The organism is Mesorhizobium sp. LjRoot246, from assembly GCF_964254115.1.
Classification (GTDB): domain Bacteria; phylum Pseudomonadota; class Alphaproteobacteria; order Rhizobiales; family Rhizobiaceae; genus Mesorhizobium.
The window spans coordinates 2,543,322-2,562,644 of sequence record NZ_CAXUSN020000001.1 but is presented as its reverse complement, the minus strand read 5'-3'; the positions used below and the strand labels follow the sequence as shown (position 1 = coordinate 2,562,644).

The 19,323-nt window shown below is 63.7% G+C and carries 16 protein-coding genes and 1 pseudogene; 9 read left to right on the top strand and 8 right to left on the bottom strand.

Annotated features, from left to right (window positions below; translation table 11 throughout):
• Positions 1-30: 30 nt before the first annotated feature.
• A complete protein-coding gene (locus ACSQ3L_RS12375) occupies positions 31-2,181 on the bottom strand; it encodes a heavy metal translocating P-type ATPase (RefSeq protein ID WP_436160201.1) in 2,151 nt (716 codons plus the stop codon).
• A gap of 107 nt (positions 2,182-2,288) precedes the next feature.
• On the opposite strand from ACSQ3L_RS12375, the gene ACSQ3L_RS12370 reads away from it, so the two are divergent.
• On the top strand, positions 2,289-2,705 hold the full coding sequence (locus ACSQ3L_RS12370; RefSeq protein ID WP_436160200.1) for a MerR family transcriptional regulator: 417 nt from the start codon (positions 2,289-2,291) through the stop codon (positions 2,703-2,705).
• A gap of 335 nt (positions 2,706-3,040) precedes the next feature.
• Here the strand turns inward: ACSQ3L_RS12370 and ACSQ3L_RS12365 are convergent, their stop codons facing one another.
• Positions 3,041-3,598 carry a GNAT family N-acetyltransferase gene (locus tag ACSQ3L_RS12365; protein WP_436160199.1) on the bottom strand — a complete coding sequence of 186 codons (558 nt, stop codon included), beginning with the start codon at positions 3,596-3,598 and terminating at the stop codon, positions 3,041-3,043.
• Between the two features lie 147 nt (positions 3,599-3,745).
• Complete coding sequence (katG, locus tag ACSQ3L_RS12360) at positions 3,746-5,941, bottom strand: catalase/peroxidase HPI (RefSeq protein WP_436160198.1); 2,196 nt, start codon at positions 5,939-5,941, stop codon at positions 3,746-3,748.
• A 265-nt stretch (positions 5,942-6,206) separates the two neighbouring features.
• On the opposite strand from katG, the gene ACSQ3L_RS12355 reads away from it, so the two are divergent.
• Positions 6,207-7,160 carry a LysR substrate-binding domain-containing protein gene (locus tag ACSQ3L_RS12355; protein WP_436160197.1) on the top strand — a complete coding sequence of 318 codons (954 nt, stop codon included), beginning with the start codon at positions 6,207-6,209 and terminating at the stop codon, positions 7,158-7,160.
• A gap of 19 nt (positions 7,161-7,179) precedes the next feature.
• On the opposite strand, the gene ACSQ3L_RS12350 is transcribed toward ACSQ3L_RS12355, so the two are convergent.
• Positions 7,180-7,893: a DNA helicase gene (locus ACSQ3L_RS12350; RefSeq protein ID WP_436160196.1), complete on the bottom strand. Its 714-nt coding sequence runs from the start codon at positions 7,891-7,893 to the stop codon at positions 7,180-7,182.
• 630 nt (positions 7,894-8,523) lie between these two features.
• Between ACSQ3L_RS12350 and ACSQ3L_RS12345 the strand changes: the two genes are divergently transcribed.
• The 4 genes from ACSQ3L_RS12345 to ACSQ3L_RS12330 all read left to right on the top strand — a co-directional run bounded on the left by ACSQ3L_RS12345 (position 8,524) and on the right by ACSQ3L_RS12330 (position 11,782).
• On the top strand, positions 8,524-9,498 hold the full coding sequence (locus ACSQ3L_RS12345; RefSeq protein WP_436160195.1) for a hypothetical protein: 975 nt from the start codon (positions 8,524-8,526) through the stop codon (positions 9,496-9,498).
• A 264-nt stretch (positions 9,499-9,762) separates the two neighbouring features.
• A complete protein-coding gene (locus tag ACSQ3L_RS12340) occupies positions 9,763-10,311 on the top strand; it encodes a DUF6496 domain-containing protein (RefSeq protein ID WP_436160194.1) in 549 nt (182 codons plus the stop codon).
• Between the two features lie 3 nt (positions 10,312-10,314).
• Entirely contained in the window at positions 10,315-11,220 is a 906-nt protein-coding gene (locus ACSQ3L_RS12335; RefSeq protein WP_436160193.1) for a hypothetical protein, read from the top strand.
• 202 nt (positions 11,221-11,422) lie between these two features.
• Entirely contained in the window at positions 11,423-11,782 is a 360-nt protein-coding gene (locus ACSQ3L_RS12330) for an SPW repeat protein (protein ID WP_436160192.1), read from the top strand.
• Between the two features lie 461 nt (positions 11,783-12,243).
• Here ACSQ3L_RS12330 and ACSQ3L_RS12325 read toward each other — a convergent pair whose 3' ends face one another.
• Entirely contained in the window at positions 12,244-13,140 is an 897-nt protein-coding gene (locus ACSQ3L_RS12325) for an alpha/beta fold hydrolase (protein WP_436160191.1), read from the bottom strand.
• 101 nt (positions 13,141-13,241) lie between these two features.
• Here ACSQ3L_RS12325 and ACSQ3L_RS12320 point away from each other — a divergent pair, with 101 nt between their 5' ends.
• Together ACSQ3L_RS12320 and ACSQ3L_RS12315 are read left to right on the top strand one after the other, a co-directional pair.
• Entirely contained in the window at positions 13,242-14,180 is a 939-nt protein-coding gene (locus ACSQ3L_RS12320; RefSeq protein ID WP_436160190.1) for a LysR family transcriptional regulator, read from the top strand.
• Positions 14,181-14,356: 176 nt separating this feature from the next.
• Positions 14,357-14,560, top strand: a pseudogene (locus ACSQ3L_RS12315) (AraC family transcriptional regulator); the annotation flags it as partial.
• A 275-nt stretch (positions 14,561-14,835) separates the two neighbouring features.
• Here ACSQ3L_RS12315 and ACSQ3L_RS12310 read toward each other — a convergent pair.
• On the bottom strand, positions 14,836-15,285 hold the full coding sequence (locus ACSQ3L_RS12310; RefSeq protein ID WP_436160189.1) for a GatB/YqeY domain-containing protein: 450 nt from the start codon (positions 15,283-15,285) through the stop codon (positions 14,836-14,838).
• A gap of 276 nt (positions 15,286-15,561) precedes the next feature.
• Here ACSQ3L_RS12310 and carA point away from each other — a divergent pair, with 276 nt between their 5' ends.
• A complete protein-coding gene (carA, locus tag ACSQ3L_RS12305; protein WP_436160188.1) occupies positions 15,562-16,779 on the top strand; it encodes a glutamine-hydrolyzing carbamoyl-phosphate synthase small subunit in 1,218 nt (405 codons plus the stop codon).
• Positions 16,780-16,801: 22 nt separating this feature from the next.
• Here carA and ACSQ3L_RS12300 read toward each other — a convergent pair whose 3' ends face one another.
• Together ACSQ3L_RS12300 and ypfJ are read right to left on the bottom strand one after the other, a co-directional pair.
• Positions 16,802-18,073 carry a TCR/Tet family MFS transporter gene (locus tag ACSQ3L_RS12300; RefSeq protein WP_436160187.1) on the bottom strand — a complete coding sequence of 424 codons (1,272 nt, stop codon included), beginning with the start codon at positions 18,071-18,073 and terminating at the stop codon, positions 16,802-16,804.
• Between the two features lie 155 nt (positions 18,074-18,228).
• On the bottom strand, positions 18,229-19,149 hold the full coding sequence (gene ypfJ, locus ACSQ3L_RS12295) for a KPN_02809 family neutral zinc metallopeptidase (protein WP_436160186.1): 921 nt from the start codon (positions 19,147-19,149) through the stop codon (positions 18,229-18,231).
• Between the last annotated feature and the right edge of the window lie 174 nt (positions 19,150-19,323).

Genomic DNA, 19,323 nt, shown 5'->3' with positions numbered 1-19,323 from the left:
CCGAAAAGATCGTGATCAACCAAAAACACTTCACCCGCGCCAGCGCAGCAGGCGCATGGCGTTGACGGTGACCAGAACCGTGGCGCCGGTGTCGGCTAGGATCGCCGGCCACAGGCCGGTGAAGCCTAAAATGGTGGTGACCAGGAACACCGCCTTCAGCCCGAGCGCCACGGTGATGTTCTGGCCGATATTGGCCATCACCGCCCGCGACAGTTTTACCATCCGCGCCACGTCCATGACGCGGCCGTGCAGGATCGCCGCGTCGGCCGTCTCCAGCGCCACATCGGTGCCGCCGCCCATGGCGATGCCGATGTCGGCGGCGGCAAGCGCCGGCGCATCGTTTATGCCATCGCCGACCTTGGCCACTTTCAGCCCCTCGCGCTGCAATTCACCGACGATGCGCTGCTTGTCCTGGGGCAACAGCTCCGCTCGCGCCTCGATACCGAGCGAAGCGGCGATGGCTTCGGCCGTGCGGCGGTTATCGCCGGTCAGCATCACCGCGCGGATGCCTTCGGCCTTCAGCGCCGCAATGCCGGCCGCCGCATCCGGCCTCGGCTCGTCGCGCATGGCGATCAGTCCGGCCACCACGCCGTCGGCCACCAGCACAGAGACGGTCTTGCCCTGCCCGTTGAGGCTGGCGACAGCAAGGCGCTGCGCCTCGGTCACGCCAGCGCGTTCGCCCGCCGCCTGGCCAGAGCCGAGGAAGACGGCAATGCCGCCGACGCTGCCCTCGACACCCTTGCCCGAAATCGCCTTCGCCGCCAGGGCCGGCGGCACCGGCGCCTTGTCGGACTTGGCTCTGTCCCGGATCGCCTGCGCCAACGGATGGCTTGAGCCCTGCTCAAGCGCTGCCGCCAGCGCCAGCGCGGTGCGTTCATCGCGGCCATAGGCAACGATGTCGGTAACCACGGGCTTGCCCACTGTCAGCGTGCCGGTCTTGTCGAAGGCCACCGCCGTGATCTGGCGAAAGCCTTCCAGCACCGCGCCACCTTTCATCAACAGGCCACGCCGCGCGCCGGTCGCCAGCCCCGCGGCGATCGCCGCCGGCGTCGAGATGACCAGCGCGCAGGGGCAGCCGATCAGCAGGATCGCCAGGCCCTTGTAGATCCACGCGTTCCAGTCGCCGCCAATGAGCAGCGGCGGCAGCAGCGCCACCAGCGCGCCGACCGCCAGCACGCCCGGAGTGTAGGTGCGCGAGAAGCGGTCGATAAAACGTTCGGTCGGCGCCTTGGCCTCCTGCGCCTCCTCGACCAGCCGCACGATGCGGGCGATGGTGTTGTCCGACGCGGTCGCAGTCACCCGCACTTTCAGCACGCCATCGCTGCTGATCGTGCCGGCAAAGACGGGCTCTCCAACGCTTTTGCGTTTGGGCGTGCTCTCGCCCGTCACCGGCGCCTCGTCGATATCGCTCGACCCCTCGACGATCTCGCCATCCGCCGGGATGCGGTTGCCCGGCCGCACCACGATGACATGGCCGACCGCGAGATCTCCGGCGGGAATCTCCGATGTGTCGCCCGCACGCTCGACCAGTGCCGTCTTCGGCACCAGGTCGGCAAGTCCCTGGATGCTCGCCCGCGCCCGGCCGGCGGCGACACCTTCCAGAAGTTCGCCGATCAGGAACAGCACCACGACGGCGGCTGCTTCTTCCGTGGCGCCGATCATCACGGCGCCTGTCGCCGCGATGGTCATCAGCATCTCGATCGAAAACGGCGTGCCGGCCAGCGCCGCCATCAGCGCACGCCGGCCGATCGGCAGCAGGCCGACCAGCAGCGCGGCCAGGAACACCCAACGCTCGGCCACCGGAAACAGATGGCCAACGCCATAGGCAGCAAGAATTGCTGCCACACAGGCAAACGTCAGCACTGTCCGGCGGGAACGCCACCACGCTTGCTCAGCATCGCTGTGATCATGATCAGCATGGTGTGCCTTGGCTACTGAAGCACGCCCGTCGGTCCCGCCTTCCGCCTTGGCGATGCCGTAGCCCAGTTGCGCCACCTGCCGCAGCACCTTGTTGTCGTTGAGCGAACCGCCGTGGCTGACGGTCATGCTGGCGCCGGTCACCGAAACCGAGACGTCGGCGACGCCGTCGAGGCGACGCACCGCTGTATCGATCTTGGCCGCGCAGGAGGCGCAGTCCATGCCGCCGATCTTGAACCGTGTCTGCGTGAGAAGTGCCGTCATCACATTACCTGTCTGTCTTGCCCGCGCGGCGTCGCCGCATGGGTCTTGAATCCTGATGTTCAGCACTGTAATTGCTCTAGTCACTAGAGATTCAAGAGGAAAATTTCATGTTTTCGATCGGTGATCTCTCGCGCCGCACCGGGGTCAAGGTGCCGACCATCCGCTATTACGAGCAGATGGGGCTGGTCGCGGCGCCCGAGCGTTCCGAAGGCAACCAGCGCCGCTATGGCAGGCAGGAACTGGAGCGGCTGGCCTTCATCCGCCACGCCCGCGACCTCGGCTTCGCTGTCGGCGACATCCGCTCGCTGATCGAATTGAGCGGCCATCCCGAGCAGCCCTGCGGCCACGCCGACAAGATAGCCGAGGAACAGCTGATCTCGGTGCGGGAGAAGATCGCCCAGCTGAAGCGGCTGGAGGCCGAGCTCGAACGCATCGCCACCTGCTGCAATGGCAAGACGGTCGGCGATTGCTACGTCATCCGCGCGCTGTCCGACCACGCGCTGTGCGCTGACGAGCATGGGTGAGGTCTGGGACCGGTAGCGAGGACAGAAAACGGACCATGCACCGCCGCTGCAAGGCTTGCTTCCTCGCCCCCACGAAAGTGGGGGAGAGGTGGCCGCGAAGCGGTCGGAGAGGGGGTCTGCGCCGGCGGATGCGGATTTCTCCGAGCCCGCCAGCGGATAAGGTTGCGCCATTCCCCCTCTCCGTCTCGGCTGCGCCGAGCCACCTCTCCCCCGCTTCACGGGGGCGAGGAACCCAAGTCCTGCAAGGCCTCATTCCGGCTGTTGCTCAACCAGATGATCTCGGATGCAGGTCATAGTGCTGGTTCAAGCCACGCGCCGTTCCTCGACCCACGTCCCTACAATTCGATCCGGAACCGCAAACTCTCCACCCCGCCATAGGCGGCATCCTCGAAGAAGCGTTCGACGAGCTTGCCGCCATTGGCCAGGATCACCTTGTGCGACGCCGGATTGCCCGGCTTGGCGGTGATCTCGACGTGAGCCAGGCCGACCGCCCTCGCCTCCTCCAGCATCAGCCGTAACGCCTCGGTCGCGTAGCCGCGCCGCCGCTTCCACGGTACCACCGCATAGCCGATATGGCCGAGCACATGCGGCGGCAGTTCCGCCGTCCCCTTCTGCCAGCGAAAGCCGATCGAACCCGATGCCTCGCCATCCCAGATCCAGCGGCGGAAGCCTGGCAGGCGTGGCACTTGCTTGCCGTCGGGCAAGGTGATCGCACCGCCCTTGGCCTGTGGATCATCGAGATCGGCGAGAAAAACCACTGGATCCCTTTCGATCGCTGCAAGCTGCTCGCGGGTCGCTTCCAGAAATCGCACATTGTCCGGCGACCAGCCGCGTTCGAGTGCTGCCTTGTAGGACGGCAGATGTTCGAGCGCGGGTTTGACGATTTCGATCATGGTGCACCGGTGCGGACGCGATGCCGATAAGATAGCATCCTCACCCGGAAGGCACGGTCCACCAAGCGCAGCCTCTTACGACAAGGGCCGTGCTCCCATCACTGGAAACACGGCCCTTGCGTTGTGTCCTCGAGAGGACCGGCGGTCTCAGGCGATGTCGAAGCGGTCGGCGTTCATCACCTTGGTCCATGCCGCGACGAAATCCCTGGTGAATTTCGCCTTGGCGTCCGCCGACCCGTAGACCTCGGCAAGCGCGCGCAGTTGAGCGTGCGAGCCAAAGATCAGGTCGGCACGGGTGCCGGTCCACTTGACCGCCTTGGTCTTGCGGTCGCGCGCCTCGTAGACTTCGTCGGAGCCGGCGGCCGGATCCCAGACCGTGTTCATGCTGAGCAGATTGACGAAGAAGTCGTTGGTCAACGTCCCCGGCCGGTCGGTGAACACGCCGTGCTTCGCCCTGGCCGTGTTGGCGCCGAGCACGCGCAGACCGCCGACCAGCACCGTCATTTCGGGTGCGGTCAGCGAGAGCAATTGCGCCCGGTCGACCAGCATGGCTTCGACCGACATCGGCTGCTTGCCCCTGACATAGTTGCGGAAGCCGTCGACCTTCGGCTCGAGCGCGGCAAAGGAATGGATATCCGTCTGTTCCTGCGAAGCGTCCATGCGGCCCGGCGTGAACGGCACCTTGGTCTCGTGGCCGCCGTCCTTCGCCGCCTTCTCGACCGCGGCGACGCCGCCAAGAACGATGATGTCGGCCAGCGAGATCTTTTTCCCGCCGGTCTGCGCCGCGTTGAACTCCTTCTGGATGGCTTCCAGCTTGGCCAGCACCTTCGACAGTTCCGCCGGCTGGTTGATGTCCCAATCCTTCTGCGGCGCCAGCCGGATGCGTGCGCCGTTGGCACCACCGCGCTTGTCGGAATTGCGGAACGTCGAGGCCGAGGCCCACGCCGTCGAGACCAATTCGGAGACCGACAGGCCCGATGCCAGGATCTTCGCCTTCAACGACGCAATGTCCTGCTCGCTGACCAGTTCATGGTCGACCGCCGGGATTGGATCCTGCCAGATCAGCTCTTCCTTCGGCACGAGCGGGCCGAGATAGCGAACGACCGGACCCATGTCGCGATGGGTCAGCTTGAACCATGCGCGGGCAAACGCGTCGGCGAACTGGTCCGGATGCTCGTGGAAGCGCCGCGAGATCTTCTCGTAGGCCGGATCAACCTTCAGCGCGAGGTCGGTGGTCAGCATGGAAGGCGCGCGACGCTTGGATGGATCGTGGGCATCCGGCACGGTGCCGGCGCCGGCGCCGCCCTTCGGCGTCCACTGATGGGCGCCTGCCGGGCTCTTGGTCAGCTCCCATTCGTAGTTGAACAGATTGTCGAAGAAGTTGTTGCTCCACTTGGTCGGCGTCGTGGTCCAGGTCACCTCGAGGCCCGAGGTGATGGCATCACCGGCAATGCCGGTGGCATGCTTGCTCGACCAGCCGAGGCCCTGCGCCTCGATGCCGGCGCCTTCCGGCTCCGCACCCACCAGCGAGGCATCGCCGGCGCCGTGCGTCTTGCCGAAGGTGTGACCGCCGGCGATCAGCGCCACGGTCTCCTCGTCGTTCATCGCCATGCGCCCGAACGTCTCACGGATGTCGCGCGCCGAGGCCAGCGGATCCGGCGTGCCGTTCGGCCCTTCCGGATTGACGTAGATCAGGCCCATCTGCACGGCGCCGAGATTGCCGTGGAGTTCGCGGTCGCCGGAGTAGCGCTTGTCGTCGAGCCACTTGGTTTCCGAACCCCAATCCACGTCCTGCTCGGGCTCCCAGACGTCGGCGCGGCCGCCGGCGAAACCGAAGGTCTTGAAGCCCATCGATTCCAGCGCGACGTTGCCGGTGAGGATCAGCAGGTCGGCCCAGGAGATCTTGCGGCCATATTTCTGCTTGACTGGCCACAGCAGCCGGCGCGCCTTGTCGAGATTGGCGTTGTCCGGCCAGCTGTTGAGTGGTGCGAAACGCTGCTGGCCGGCCCCGGCGCCGCCGCGGCCGTCGCCGATGCGATACGTGCCCGCGCTGTGCCAGGCCATGCGGATGAACAGCGGCCCGTAGTGACCGAAATCGGCCGGCCACCAATCCTGCGAATCCGTCATCACATGGTGCAGGTCCTTGATCAGCGCATCGAGATCGAGCGACTTGAATTCCTCGGCATAGTCGAACTCTTCGCCCATCGGGTCCGAAAGGTTCGATTGCTGATGCAGAACGCCAAGATCAAGTTGGTTCGGCCACCAGTCACGGTTGCTCCTGCTGGAGGATCCGTGCGCAACGGGGCATTTGCCGGCGCTGGGATCATCAGTTTGTGCGTCCATGTCTTTCTCCGATCGTGGCTGTGTTGAGCTGTTTCAACTGCTGCGTGAACAGGGACACCGGATGTCCCTGGAGGCGGTCCGTTTCATGGCTGGCGCGATGACCATATGCCCGATACGCGACCGAATATGTTGGATGTCCTATCGCTGCGGGCATGCGCCTCGACCAGGCGGTCCCGGCTGCTCCTCATCTTCCTTGTAACTCCTATAGCAAAGCCGCTTGATTAATTTAAGTTGGATTTCCTGATTACAGCGATAAGATGACATTATGACAAACCTGACGCTGAAGCAGTTGCGCTATTTCGAGGCGCTGGCCCGACACAATCATTTCGGCCGCGCCGCCGATGCCTGCGCTATCTCGCAGCCCGCCATCTCGGTGCAGATCAAGGAATTGGAGCAAACGCTGGGCACCGAGCTTTTCCAAAGAGGCCCACGCCAGGTCCGGCTGACCAATTTCGGCGAGGAATTCGCCCTGCGCGTCCGCGACATCCTGCGCTCGGTGGATGAGCTGACGGACCTGGCGCGCGCCTCGCGTGACCGGTTGGTGGGACGGCTGCGCATCGGCGTGATCCCGACGATCGCACCCTACCTCCTGCCTGCCATCATCGGCAACCTCGCCCGCATGCATGACGGCCTCGATATCCATGTGCGCGAGACGCAGACGCAAAAGCTGATCCAGGAATTGGCCGACGGCCGGCTCGACGCCGCCATCGTCGCCTTGCCGGTGTCGGAACCCTCGCTGACGGAAATCGTGCTGTTTGCCGAGAACTTCGTGCTGGTCCGGCCCGGCGAGGACGAGGGAAAGCCGGTCCCCAACCGCGAAATGCTGCGCGAGATGCGGCTGCTTCTGCTGGAGGAAGGCCATTGTTTCCGCGACCAGGCGCTATCGTTCTGCAACATGCATTCGGCACGGCCAAGGGAGTTGCTTGACGGCAGCTCGCTGTCGACGCTGGTGCAGATGGTCGGCGCCGGCGTCGGCGTCACCTTGATCCCAGAAATGGCCGTGCCGGTGGAGACACGCTCGGCCTCGGTCTCCATCGCCCACTTCGCCAGTCCCCAGCCGTCGCGAACGATCGGCATGATCTGGCGCAAGACAAGCCCGATCGCCAAACAGCTGCTGCGGATATCCGAAGTGGTTCGCCAGGCGGCCGACGCGTTGCGCGCGCAGCACAATCCGGCATCGGTTGGGCAGCCTCTGAATCTACCGGCAGCCGCCCAATGAAGGCTGGCTGACCGGATCGTCAGCCTGCCGCGTGGAACCGGATTTCGCCCTCGTTCAGGAAGCAGGTCTTGTTGAACAGCGACAGATCCAGAGGGTTCGGCAACCGCACATCGCCGATATCGGGAACCGGCTTCTTCGCCGGATCGTACGACCGATCGATCTGCGAGATGAAGACGAGGATCAATCCCCTGTCGCGGGCAAAGGCCTTCAGCGTGCGAACCTGCGCCATCAGGTCCGGGTTTTCCCGCTTCTGGTCGAGCAGTTGCAGATAATCGATCACCACCAGCGTGCCGCGCGGCGCCGAGCCCAATGCCTTGACGATATAGTCGGCGCTGATGGCATCGGAATTGTCGAACACGAACCGGTCGTTGAACCGCGCCGGCTCCGTCCCGATGGCGCGAAACCGGTCGAGCACATCCCGCTGCGTATACTCCAGCGTGAAGAACACACCGCGATGGCCGGACTTCATCGCTTCGACCGCGAGTTCAAGGCTCATCAGCGTCTTGCCGTGGCCGGGCCGCGCACCGACCAGGACCAGGTCGCCGGGCGCCAGTTGCGCAAACAGTATGCCGGCAGGCGCCGGCTCGGATGCCTTGGCGGCAAGCAGGCTCCAACCGGTGAACCCTTCCTCTGCTGCAACACGATCGAGCGCTTCGTGGAGCGGAATTTTGGCTTGGCGGGACAACAGCCTGGCTTGACGCTTCATCTGATAGATGGGCGCGGACAGCTTCATTGCAAAACCTCCTGGTGCGAGCCGTTTTCGCAACCCCTCCTTATGCCTGGCGCTCGACAGTCGGTTCAGTGATTGGATAGCGCCCCGCATGAATGATGCTTTCCCGGCGGAGGGAGGTGGCGTGGGCCGCGCCAGAATCAGATGATAGCTCAATCCGCGTGGATCGAAAATCGCGGACCTCTAGGGATCAGGGCTCCGAACTCAGGTTAACAAAAGACCTGACGACAGCCAGTTCGGTGTCGGCAGCTTTTGTGCCGGCAGCTCTTCGCGATAGGAATTTTTTCTTGACTCGGTGCCGTCAGCTAAGGTACATATTTATCCATGGTGCTGATTCGCGCCAGTGACCCGCCGCACAGGCGGGTTTTTCGTTTGATGCGCCGGCGAAGGCTCCGAAGGAACCTGCTACCCGAGTTCGTGGCCCTGCTTCAAGGATGCGAAGCGCGCAAGCTTGGAACCAGTATGTCGGCGTAGGGCCGTTTGCATGCGTCGACCTGCTTTCACGGCTCTTCGTGAGGGTTCGCTAAACAAAGGATGCGCTAAACAAGATGTGTTTCGCCTGATAATGCGAGGCCCTCTATGATCCATTCCGGTGGCAACATCACAAAGCGATTCGACAGGAGAATTGATCCGGTGCGGTTGAGATCTGTTTCCCTGGGTGTCGTCGCCAGCCTTCTCGTCGTCATCGCCGTGGCGGTATCGGCCCGATCCTTTGCCTCGCCATCAGGCGTTCCAGCCTGGCTGCAGGCCCATGTCGGCGACAGCGACGGTCAGATTTCACAAATAGTCCTGGAGCGAGCCCGCGCACTCTACCTGAAGAAGGTCGCGCAAGGCACCGTCAAGAACCCCTGCTACTTCGCCATGGATGCCACCCGCCCCAGCGATCTGGGCAATGGCGTTCTGGGGCGCCGCTACTACGTCATCTGCGAGGCCAGCCAGTCGTTTCGCGCGATTTCGTCTGGTCATGGCAGTGGCCGGAATTTGAAAGGCGTCGTCGATTTTTCAAACGGCAAACGGTGCGCGAAGAACTTCGGCAATGCGATGGATTCATCGTTGACGGCCGGCGGCGCCTATATGACCAGCGAGGCGAAAACCTCGTTCAAGGGCTACTACCGCACCGGCGCGAAACAGAACGCGGTTTTCCAGCGCACCTTCATCCAGTTCGACGGCGAAGGCGAAGCCTCCAACGCCAGGCAGCGGGTGATCGGCGGCCACGCGGCCCAGGTGCTGCACGGCACGTGCCTGCGCAAAAGCCCGGACAGCTCGCATGCCGACCATGACGGCTTCGTGCCGTTCGGCAAGCTGGTCGACTACGCCGGCGGCCGCAGCAATGGCTGCACCAGCTGGTCGCCGGCGGATGCCAAGCAGATCATCCCGATGGTCAAGGACAACCCGACGACGCTCTACATCTATCCGGAATCGCGCGACATCGCCGCGGTAGCCGCCAACCGTTCGCGGTCGGACGCCTATTGGAACGCATCCTGCCTGAAGGAAATCGGCACGCCGAAATTCTGGCCGCGAAAGACCCTCGAGCCGATTATCGCTCAATACAGGAAGGATCATCCGGCACCGCCGCCGCAGCCGGTGCCGATTTGCACGGAGCCGTGATGTCCGCTTCGCCCCCGCGGCGTTGACCAGGACCGTGCCACTTACGCTCGACGTGCGAACCATGCGCATTGATCGGCAGTCCCTCGCTCCAAGGTTTGCCAGCGGGTCGGTAGTCCGGCGCCTCACCTCTTCCTTCGATGTGGCAACCCCAAAACGGCCGTGTGCATAAGGCCGGATTGGATCAATTGCGACCTCGGCGCGTTGGTCCCAGAGACAACGCGCACCCATAGCGCGAACGGCAACTCACAATTGGGAGAGATGACGATGCCTGACAAGAAAACCATCGAGAAGGCCCGAGAGGACAAGCGCGAGGGCAAGTCGCCCAGCACGCAAGCAGGCGAGTTCGTGCGCGAGGAAATCGAGAAGGTTCGCCAAGGGAAGCACGGCGCGCGGTCGCCCCAGCAGGCCATAGCCATTGGGCTTTCCGAAGCCAGACGGGCAGGTGTGGACCTGCCTCCGCCCAAGAAGGGCAAGGTGAAGGAGAGCACGCGCAAGAGCGCCGAATACGCCTATGAGGCCGGCCAAGGCGAACGCAAGCCGAAACGCCGCCCGCGGGTCTCGAAAGCCGTCTCCGAGGTGCTTGAGCACGAGCCGAAGGACACGGCATCCCACGAGGTGCTCTCGCAGCAGGCCAAGCGCGCGGCTTCGCGCCGGACAGCCGAGGAACGCTCGGCCGCCGCCGAGAAGGCCGCCGAAACGAAAGGCGCATCCGGTCGTTCCGCCGCCGCGCGCAAGGCAGTGCGGACCAAGGGCACCCGCGGCAGGAAGGAAGCGGCGCAGAAGGCTGCCAGAACGCGAGCACACCACGCTTAGCCAATGCTGCGCGACGTCGACTATGTCCTGCGAAAACTCGATTGGATGCGCGCCGAAGGCATCTGGCCCAACGGCTTGCGTTATCTCTGGACCGATGCCTTTGGGGTCGTGCTGTACGTCTCACTCTGCGCGGAAACTGGCGAAGCGCGCTGGTTGGATGAGGCTGAGCGGCTTGTGGCCGACGTCGAGCGCGTGCTCGGCCGTCGGCGCGGACTGAGGATCGGGGAAGCGGCGGATCGTGACGGACAGTATTTCCACTACTTGGCGATGTGGCTGTTTGCCTTGGCGCGTCTCGGCGACCTGAAGCCGCAATACCGCGCGCGCGGTATCGCGCTTGCGCGCGACATCCATCCGGCCTTCGTGGTTCCCGGCCGCGGTGTGATCTGGAAGATGCAGGAGGACTTGAGCAAGCCCTATCCCGGCTACGGCCTCGGCAGCATGGACGCCTATGATGGCTATGTCTCCTACCGGATGCTCGATGAAGACGAGCTGGCGCCCGAGATCGCGCAGATGCGCGACCTGATCGAGCGCGATTGGCAAGCGCTCGACATCGAACAGGATCTCGGCCTCGGCATGATGCTGTGGCTCGCTCACTTCTTCCCTACGGAACCATGGGCCGAGCTCCAGACGAGGCGATCGCTTGGAACCCTGGAAACGATGTGGGTCGACCCGCCAGGTTACTTCAGCCGCGCGCCGTGGCTGCGCGACACGAAATTCGCTTTCACCAATTTCGGCGTGTCGCTGGGGCTGCAGGCCAGCGACGTCTGGCCTGAGCGTGTCGACACGTTGAACGCCTTCTTCGAGGACTGGCGCTCCGGTGACGACTATGATCGAGAGGCGATCACATGGGTGATGGCCTGCACCTCGCACCTTCCCGCCGCGTTTGTATCTCGCGGACGGAGTGGCTGAATGCTCCCGGCCGAGGAAAGAATTCCCCGGCCCCACGTTCAGGCCGATTGTGTTCCAGATTTGTTGATTGGAACCAATGGCCTGCTATCCAGTTAGAAAGCCAGCAAGTCTGGTTGTAGCCTTGCCGCCATGTGACCGGCGGTTTCAAGGCCAGCCGGCTGAGCTTCGGAAGCGTGGAAAGCACGCTTGATGGAGAAAAATCATGAACCAGTGGTCAAACGCCAAACTCTGTGACGTGGCAAATCTGATCCTTGGAGCGATACTCTTCTTCTCTCCCTGGATATTCGCCTTCGCGGCGGGGACACAGTCCCAGAATGCCATGGGCAGCGGAATCGTGATTTTCGTACTTTCGGTTGCCGCCCTCGCGGCCTTTGCCGTTTGGGAGGAATGGTTGAACCTCGTATTGGGTCTTTGGGTGCTCGTGTCTCCCTGGGTGCTTGGATTCCAGGCAACCACGGCCATGAGTGTGCATGTTGTCATCGGCGTCCTAGTCGCGGTCCTGGCTGCGGTCGAGCTGTGGATGATGTATCATCAGAACCCGCCAACGCAGTCTGCGGCCTAGCAGGGCTGGCGTCCTTGCGGCGGCGAGTAAGATGAAGCCGATTTGGCGGTCGGGCGAAGAGGAAACAGATACCCCTAGCCAGCGGCCGGCCTGTTGGACTGGCCGCCGACAATCCGGCGCCCCTGCTCGTCGCCGACGTTGGAAACACCATCTGGTGGGTGATCCCCACTGGCGAATGAGCATGCCGGGCGCCCAGCAACCGGAGCCGCACGGCCGCTGACGGCGGCCCCGGCAGACACCGTTGCCGACAGCCAACGAACAGGAGGTGTCTCGACATGAAAGCAGTCCGCATCCATGCTTTTGGCGGACCTGAGGTTCTTTCGATCGATCAAGTCAAATAGCGACGGCAATGAATCTGACGGCTCCCCCGGCAGCGGGTGCCGAGGCTGGCGCCCTTGTCGGGCGTCAGCCCCGCAAACGGTTGGCGGCATGATCTGGCGCTGCTTAGTCGCGACCCGCGCTCACGCAGGCTCCGGCTGCCGCCCGCTCTTGTGAACCATGGCGTCCTTTGAACGCTCGGCTACCGCCGGATTGGCGCCGGACGCCTTTGCCGTCGCGGCACTCGGCTCGGCGCAGAAATCGATCACAGCCTGGATGAACTCTGCCGGATACTCGATGTTCGACAGGTGAACCGAGGGCAGGACAACCAGCTTCGCGCCGGGCACCGTCGCGGCGATCAGCTCGCCGTGGCTGGCTGCCGTCACCGTGTCGTGCTGGCCGGCGATCACCAGCGTCGGCCGTGGGATCAGCGCCACGGTGCGGCGAAGGTCCGCATCGCGAACCGCCGCGAACAGACCCGCCAGGCCCTGCCGGTCGATGGCAAGCAGCATGGCGCGAAATTCTTCGACCACGGGCTCGTTGGCCGCAACCATAGAGGCGGGGAACCAGTTGCTCAGGAACGTCTCGGCGGTTTCCGACATGTCCGGCGCCTGCCGCACGGCGGCAATCCGCTCGTCGAAATAGCTTGCCGGCGAGAGGTGGGACGAGGTGTTGCTCAGGATCAGACGGTCGATCCGCTCGGGCGCGTGAATGCCGAGCCACTGCCCGACGAAGCCACCCAGCGACAAGCCAAGGAAATGCACGCGTTGCAGGTCGAGCGCATCGAGCAGCTCGATGACGTCGCGGCCAAGCCGGTCCAGCGAATAGGCGCCTACCGGAACGCTCGACCCGCCATGGCCGCGGAAATCGTAGCGCAGGACACGGAAATGCCTGGACAGCTCGCCGACCTGCCGGTCCCACATATGCAGCGTGGTACCGATGGAGTTCGACAGCACCAGCACCGGCTTGCTCGCATCGCCGTCGAAGCGGTAGGCGATGCGCGTGCCGTCGCCTGTTGTGACGAAATTCAGCTCATTCATGATGAAGATTCCTTCTGGAACGTTGAACGAGACAGAGCCTAGCGGTGGAAAGATTTTGTTGATATTACAAAGATAGGACAATCTCTGTAATCAAAACTGACATGGCCGATTTCACCCTGCACGATCTGCAATGCTTCGATGCGGTGGTTCGCACCGGCGGCTTTCAGCCCGCGGCGGCCGTGCTGTATCGCTCGCACCCGGCGGTGTTCGCCGCCGTCGCCAAGCTGGAGCGGCAGCTCGGCCTCATCCTTTTGGATCGCAGCGGCTATCGCGTGCGTCCGACCGAGGCCGGGCTGTCATTCCATCGCCGGGCGCTATCGTTGCTGCGCGAACTGGACGGCTTGCGCGTCCATGCCGCCCAGTTGGCGATGGGCGAGGAAAGCGAGATCCATGTGGTGATCGGCGACCTGTGCCCGCGCCCGCAGGTGCTGGGTATGCTCGGTCGGTTCTTCGCCCAGTGTCCCGGCACGCGCCTGCATCTGCATTTCGAAGCGGTCGGCGGCCCGTGGGAGCGTCTTTTCGACGACGAAGCCGATCTGATCCTGCACTGGGTCGACAAGGGCGATGCGCGGGTGGAATGGGTCGATCTGTGCAAGGTACCCTTCATTCCCGTGGTGGCGCCGGGCTTTCTGCCCGAGCGTATCAAGCAGCCGATCACCCTGGATCGAATGCACGCACTCACCCAATGCGTCATGCGCGACACCGCCCGCCATTCGCCACGGCAGGATTACTTCGTCGTCGAAGGCGCGCCCCAATGCTTGGTGGCCGACCAGGGCATGAAGAAGGAAATCATCCTGCAAGGGCTCGGCTGGGGTCACCTGCCCCGCTTCCTGATCGAGGAAGAACTGCATGCCGGGCGCCTGCAATCCATTGCCGGCCGTCATCTCCCGGGCCGCACCGACGAACTGGTGGTGGCGCGCCGTCGCGACCGGCCGCACGGGCCGATCGCGAACCGGCTGTGGGATCATATCCAGCAGGAGGCGCCCGCATTGCGCCGCGCGCTCGAACCAACAAGATCCGCCAAGGGCGTCCCCGACTGACCTGCCAGCGAAAAGTGCGATCCGGCGGATTTTGGCTGATCTCACGAATTCTTGAACGCCGTGCGGTTATCAAGACCCGATGCTTGCCCCACATGCGCAGCGACGGGGGTGGACAGCACACACTGCTCAAGATGGAGCCGGGCGCGGCTTCGTCAATGAACCAGCGAGATGCCGCAATGTCATTCAAACCGCTGCTCGGTGACGGACGGATTCGGAGCCGGGAGGAGAGATCGGAGCCCCTTCAAACCGCGTCATGGGCAGGATCCTCGATCGTTTTCGACAATCGGCGGTGGGTGTGCCGGGAGGCGGAACTTCGCTGGACAGCCCCTCATCATCTGGTCGTCCTGACCGACGAAGGCGGAACGTCTCAAACGTCTATCTCGGCGTCTGCGGTGCGGGAGCTGCCGTCGCCAACGCCGTCTACAACGCAACCGGGGTGCGGGGTGCGAGAATTTCCCATCACCTTGGACAAAGTGCTGGCTGCCTTGCCGTTGACTGCCATCTGATGCTGAAAAGTCGATCTCGCATCACCGCCGCAGGCAAATCGTAACAGCTCTGAAGCAGTGCCTTTATTGCTTCCACGTGTGGTGTGGAATACTGGATTCTAACCCTGCCTGCGGAGGTCTCGGTCATACTTTTCCCGGCAAGAGAAGCCCTACTGCAGCAGGCCCTTGACGATGCCGCTGGCCTTGCCGAAATCCATCTGGCCGGCATATTTCTGCTTCAGCGCGGCGATCACCTTGCCCATGTCCTTCTGGCTGGCCGCTCCCGTCGCCGCGATCGCCTCGCGCGCCGCAGCATCTATGGCGGCATCGTCAAGCTGCGTCGGCAGGAAGGTGCGGATGATCTCCATCTCGCCGCGCTCCTGCGCGGCCAGTTCCGGCCGTTTGCCGTCGTCGAAGGCTTTGGCCGATTCTTCGCGCTGCTTCACCATCTTGGCCAGGATCTGCAGGATCTCCTCGTCGCTGGCCGGCTCCTTGCCCGAACCGCGATTGGCGATGTCGCGGTCGTGAATGGCGGCCTGGATCAGCCGCAATGTCGGCAGCCGGTGCTTGTCCTGCGCCTTCATCGCGCTCTTCAGGGATTCGGCGATTTTGCCGCGCATGGTGCATTCTCCTTCGATCGGCGCGGACAATAGCGCCGGGGGCGAGCCAAGGCAAACCCTGATATGCCAGGGCAAGCCACTGATTTTGCTAGGTGAAATAAAACATGGCGGCATTTCGCATGATCATTGACCGCCCTGCCCCCTTCCCCTATGTACTGGGCCTTGCATGAACGGAAGTTTGACTGCGTGGAAGCCGCGAAATCGCCGCTTCGCGCCGTTTGCCGCGCAGATGGCCCGCCGGGCCGGTTGCAGCGCGCGGCCTGATAGGAGTGCCGCATGACCGAGATGACGCCCGCCTTGACCCCCGCTTGGGCCACCGAAAAGCCGACCGCCCTTCTGGTGCTGGCAGACGGCACCGTCATCGAAGGTCGCGGCCTGGGCGCCACCGGCTCCGCGGTCGCCGAAGTCTGTTTCAACACGGCACTCACCGGCTACCAGGAGATCCTCACCGATCCGTCCTATGCCGGTCAGATCGTCACCTTCACCTTCCCGCATATCGGCAACATCGGCACCAATGACGAGGACATCGAGGATCTCAACCCGGTTGCCCGCGCCGGCGCCGTCGGCGCCGTGTTCAAGGCCGATGTCACCAACCCGTCCAACTACCGCGCCGGCACCGGCCTCGACCAGTGGCTGAAGAAGCGTGGCATCGTCGCCCTGTCGGGCATCGACACCCGCGCGCTGACCGCGCTGATCCGCGAAAAGGGCATGCCCAACGCCGTCATCGCGCATGCGCCCGACGGCGTGTTCGACCTCGACGATCTGAAGCGCCGCGCCGCCGCATGGTCGGGCCTGATCGGGCTCGATCTTGCAAAGGACGTCACATCGGGCCAGTCCTCGGTCTGGCGCGAGACACCTTGGGTGTGGAACGAAGGCTTTGGCGAACAGGCTGAGCCGACAATGCATGTCGTCGCCATCGATTATGGCGTCAAGCGCAACATCTTGCGCCTGCTCACCGGCCTCGGCGCCAAGGTCACCGTGGTGCCGGCCAAGACCGGCGCCGAAGAAATCCTCGCCATGCAGCCGGACGGCATCTTCCTGTCCAACGGCCCCGGCGATCCGGAAGCCACCGGCGACTATGCCGTGCCAGTCATCCAGGATCTGCTGAAGACCGACATCCCGGTGTTCGGCATCTGTCTCGGCCACCAGATGCTGGCGCTGGCGCTGGGCGGCAAGACCGCCAAGATGCACCAAGGCCATCACGGCGCCAACCACCCGGTCAAGGACCACACCACCGGCAAGGTCGAGATCGTCTCGATGAACCACGGCTTTGCCGTCGATGCCGACTCGCTGCCATCAGGCGTCGAGGAAACCCACGTCTCGCTGTTCGACGGTTCGAACTGCGGCATCACGCTCACCGGCCGGCCGGTGTTCTCGGTCCAGCATCACCCGGAGGCTTCGCCCGGCCCGCAGGATTCGCACTACCTGTTCCGCCGCTTCGTCAATTTGATCCGCGAAAAGCGCGGCGAGGAGTTGCTTGCCGAGCGGGCTTGACGCGATCCGTTTGCGCCGCCCCTCATCTGCCTGCGGGCATCTTCTCCCCGGCGATGCCGGCGGCGACGTTTGTGCGCGCCACGGGTCTCGCCACTTTGGTGACGAAAACAATGAGCGCCAGCGTGAGGAAGCACGCACCAACCAGATAGGGCGCGCCGCCGAAAGTCACGGGTGCGCTTGGCCCGGTGAACCAGGAAAAGATCGCCGTATAGAGCAGCGGCGTAACGATCGATGTGATCGAGAAGATCGAGGTCATCGCGCCCTGCAGTTCGCCCTGCGCCGAAGGCGGCACCTTGGCGGCGGCGAGGCTCCTCAGCGGCGGATCGGCCAGCGCTTCCAGACAGCCGACGACGATCACCGCATAGATCATCCAGCCTTGCGACGCGAAGGCGTAGCCGAAGGCGCTGAGCGCGGTGAACGCGAGGCCGATCACCGCCGTCTTCCATTCGCCAAGCCTGGGGATCACGCGCGGCAGCACCGTCGCCATGACGATCGCGCCGCACAGGCCGAAGGCGCCGAGCGAGAAGCCGATCTGCTGCTCGCTCCAGCCGTAGCGGTAGTTGGAGACGAACGACCAGACCGCCGGATACATCATGTGGCCGAGCGTCATCAGGAAGAAAGCGAGCCCGATCCAGCCGATGCCCTTGTATTGGCGCATCTGGAGGAGCGTCCCGACCGGGTTGGCGCGTTTCCACTCGAAGCGGCGACGATGCTTGTCATCGAGCGTTTCCGGCAAGAAAAACAGCGCGATGAGGAAGTTCACGAAGGCAAGCCCGGCAGCGAAATAGAACGGCACGCGCGGCCCGAACGTGCCGAGCAGCCCGCCCAGAACCGGTCCGATGACGAAGCCCACACCGAAGGCGATACCGAGCAGGCCGAAATTCTTCGCCCGGTTCTCATCGTTCGAAATGTCGGCGATGAAGGCTGAAGTCGTCGAATAGCTGGCGCCCGAAATGCCGGCCAGCACGCGCCCGATGAACAGCATGGGATAAGACCAGGCGACGGCGCAGATCAGATTGTCGATGGAAAAGGTCAGCACCGAGGCGAGCAGGATCGGCCGGCGTCCGAACCGGTCGCTCAAGCCGCCCATGATCGGCGCGAAGAAGAACTGCATCGCCGCATAGACGAAGAACAGCCAGCCGCCTTCAATCGCCGCTCCGCTGATGCTGACCCCGGTCAATTCCCGGAGATAGGCCGGCAGCACCGGCATGATCATGCCGAAACCGATAATGTCGAGCAGCAGCGTGGTGAAGACGAGCGCGAGGCCCCGTCTGGCGGTTTTGGGGTCGATCATGATGGGTCAAGCTCCTCTGCTCGCCCTGGGGCGCAGGCGGACGCACCTTATAGGCGAGGCCGCAACAAGGAACAATGAGGGAACAGGCCGGATCTATTCATCCTGACATCCCCTGACGGCGTCTTCGCCGTCAGGTCAGCGCCCGGAAGCGGCTATCAAATCGGGCCGCTCAGCGTGTTGCAATCCGAAAGCTTGCCGCTCTTGTAGCCACGTGCCAGCCAGGTCTGCCGCTGCTGCGAGGTGCCGTGGTTGAAGCTTTCCGGCACGACATAGCCCTGCATCTTCTTCTGCAGCGTGTCGTCGCCGATCTGCTTGGCGGCGTTCAGCGCGCTTTCAATGTCGCCCTGCTCCAATATACCCTTCTGCCCGGTGTAATGCGCCCACACGCCGGCGAAGCAGTCGGCCTGGAGCTCGATGCGCACCGACATCTGGTTGGCTTCGACTTCGCCCATGCTTTGCCGCATCTGATTGAACTTGGACATGATGCCGGTCAGGTTCTGCACGTGGTGGCCGATCTCATGCGCGATCACATAGGCGCGGGCGAATTCGCCCGAAGCACCGAACTGCTGGTCGAGCTGCTGGAAGAAGGTCATGTCGAGATAGACCTTGTGGTCGCCGGGACAATAGAACGGTCCGGCCGCCGCGGAAGCAAAGCCGCAGGCCGAACGGACCTGGCCGGAAAACAGCACCAGCTTGGGATCCTCGTAGGTCAGCCCCTGCGACTTGAAGATGCCGGTCCAGGTGTCCTCGGTCTCGGCCAGCACGGTCGCCACGAACTGCTTCATCTCGTCATTGGCGGGGGCGGTGCCGCCGTCCTGGCCGCTGTTGTCGGTGATTTGGCCACCGCCGCCCGGCAGCAGGCCGCCGTCGCCGCCACCCAGGATCGTCGAAGGATCGAAGCCGAAATACCATCCGGCCAGCACCACCAGGATGACCAGGAAGATGCTGCCGCCGCCACCGGTGCGGCCGCCGATCGGAAGGCGGAACTGGCCACCGCCGCCGCCGAGTCCGCCACCGCCGCTGTCGCTGCGGTCGTCCTCGATATTGTCACTCTGACGACGGCCTTTCCAGAGCATGGCAACTCCCTCGCGCTGCAACTTCCCCGTTATTGCGGGGCGACAAACAATTATCCCAACGGTTGCCCCAAGTCACAGCATTTTTCAGCGGCTTCAGGGCGATACGAATTGGCCTGCGACTGCAACGCCATATCCGTCAGGCGCTCGCCATTGGGCCGGCTTTCTCAACTTCGT

Excerpts from the sequence above, each read along its gene's own strand:
- ACSQ3L_RS12375 (WP_436160201.1), bottom strand. The coding sequence starts at position 2,181 with ATGACGGCACTTCTCACGCAGACACGGTTCAAGATCGGCGGCATGGAC.
- ACSQ3L_RS12370 (WP_436160200.1), top strand. The coding sequence starts at position 2,289 with ATGTTTTCGATCGGTGATCTCTCGCGCCGCACCGGGGTCAAGGTGCCG.
- ACSQ3L_RS12365 (WP_436160199.1), bottom strand. The coding sequence starts at position 3,598 with ATGATCGAAATCGTCAAACCCGCGCTCGAACATCTGCCGTCCTACAAG.
- katG (WP_436160198.1), bottom strand. The coding sequence starts at position 5,941 with ATGGACGCACAAACTGATGATCCCAGCGCCGGCAAATGCCCCGTTGCG.
- ACSQ3L_RS12355 (WP_436160197.1), top strand. The coding sequence starts at position 6,207 with ATGACAAACCTGACGCTGAAGCAGTTGCGCTATTTCGAGGCGCTGGCC.
- ACSQ3L_RS12350 (WP_436160196.1), bottom strand. The coding sequence starts at position 7,893 with ATGAAGCTGTCCGCGCCCATCTATCAGATGAAGCGTCAAGCCAGGCTG.
- ACSQ3L_RS12340 (WP_436160194.1), top strand. The coding sequence starts at position 9,763 with ATGCCTGACAAGAAAACCATCGAGAAGGCCCGAGAGGACAAGCGCGAG.
- ACSQ3L_RS12335 (WP_436160193.1), top strand. The coding sequence starts at position 10,315 with ATGCTGCGCGACGTCGACTATGTCCTGCGAAAACTCGATTGGATGCGC.
- ACSQ3L_RS12330 (WP_436160192.1), top strand. The coding sequence starts at position 11,423 with ATGAACCAGTGGTCAAACGCCAAACTCTGTGACGTGGCAAATCTGATC.
- ACSQ3L_RS12325 (WP_436160191.1), bottom strand. The coding sequence starts at position 13,140 with ATGAATGAGCTGAATTTCGTCACAACAGGCGACGGCACGCGCATCGCC.
- ACSQ3L_RS12320 (WP_436160190.1), top strand. The coding sequence starts at position 13,242 with ATGGCCGATTTCACCCTGCACGATCTGCAATGCTTCGATGCGGTGGTT.
- ACSQ3L_RS12310 (WP_436160189.1), bottom strand. The coding sequence starts at position 15,285 with ATGCGCGGCAAAATCGCCGAATCCCTGAAGAGCGCGATGAAGGCGCAG.
- carA (WP_436160188.1), top strand. The coding sequence starts at position 15,562 with ATGACCGAGATGACGCCCGCCTTGACCCCCGCTTGGGCCACCGAAAAG.
- ACSQ3L_RS12300 (WP_436160187.1), bottom strand. The coding sequence starts at position 18,073 with ATGATCGACCCCAAAACCGCCAGACGGGGCCTCGCGCTCGTCTTCACC.
- ypfJ (WP_436160186.1), bottom strand. The coding sequence starts at position 19,149 with ATGCTCTGGAAAGGCCGTCGTCAGAGTGACAATATCGAGGACGACCGC.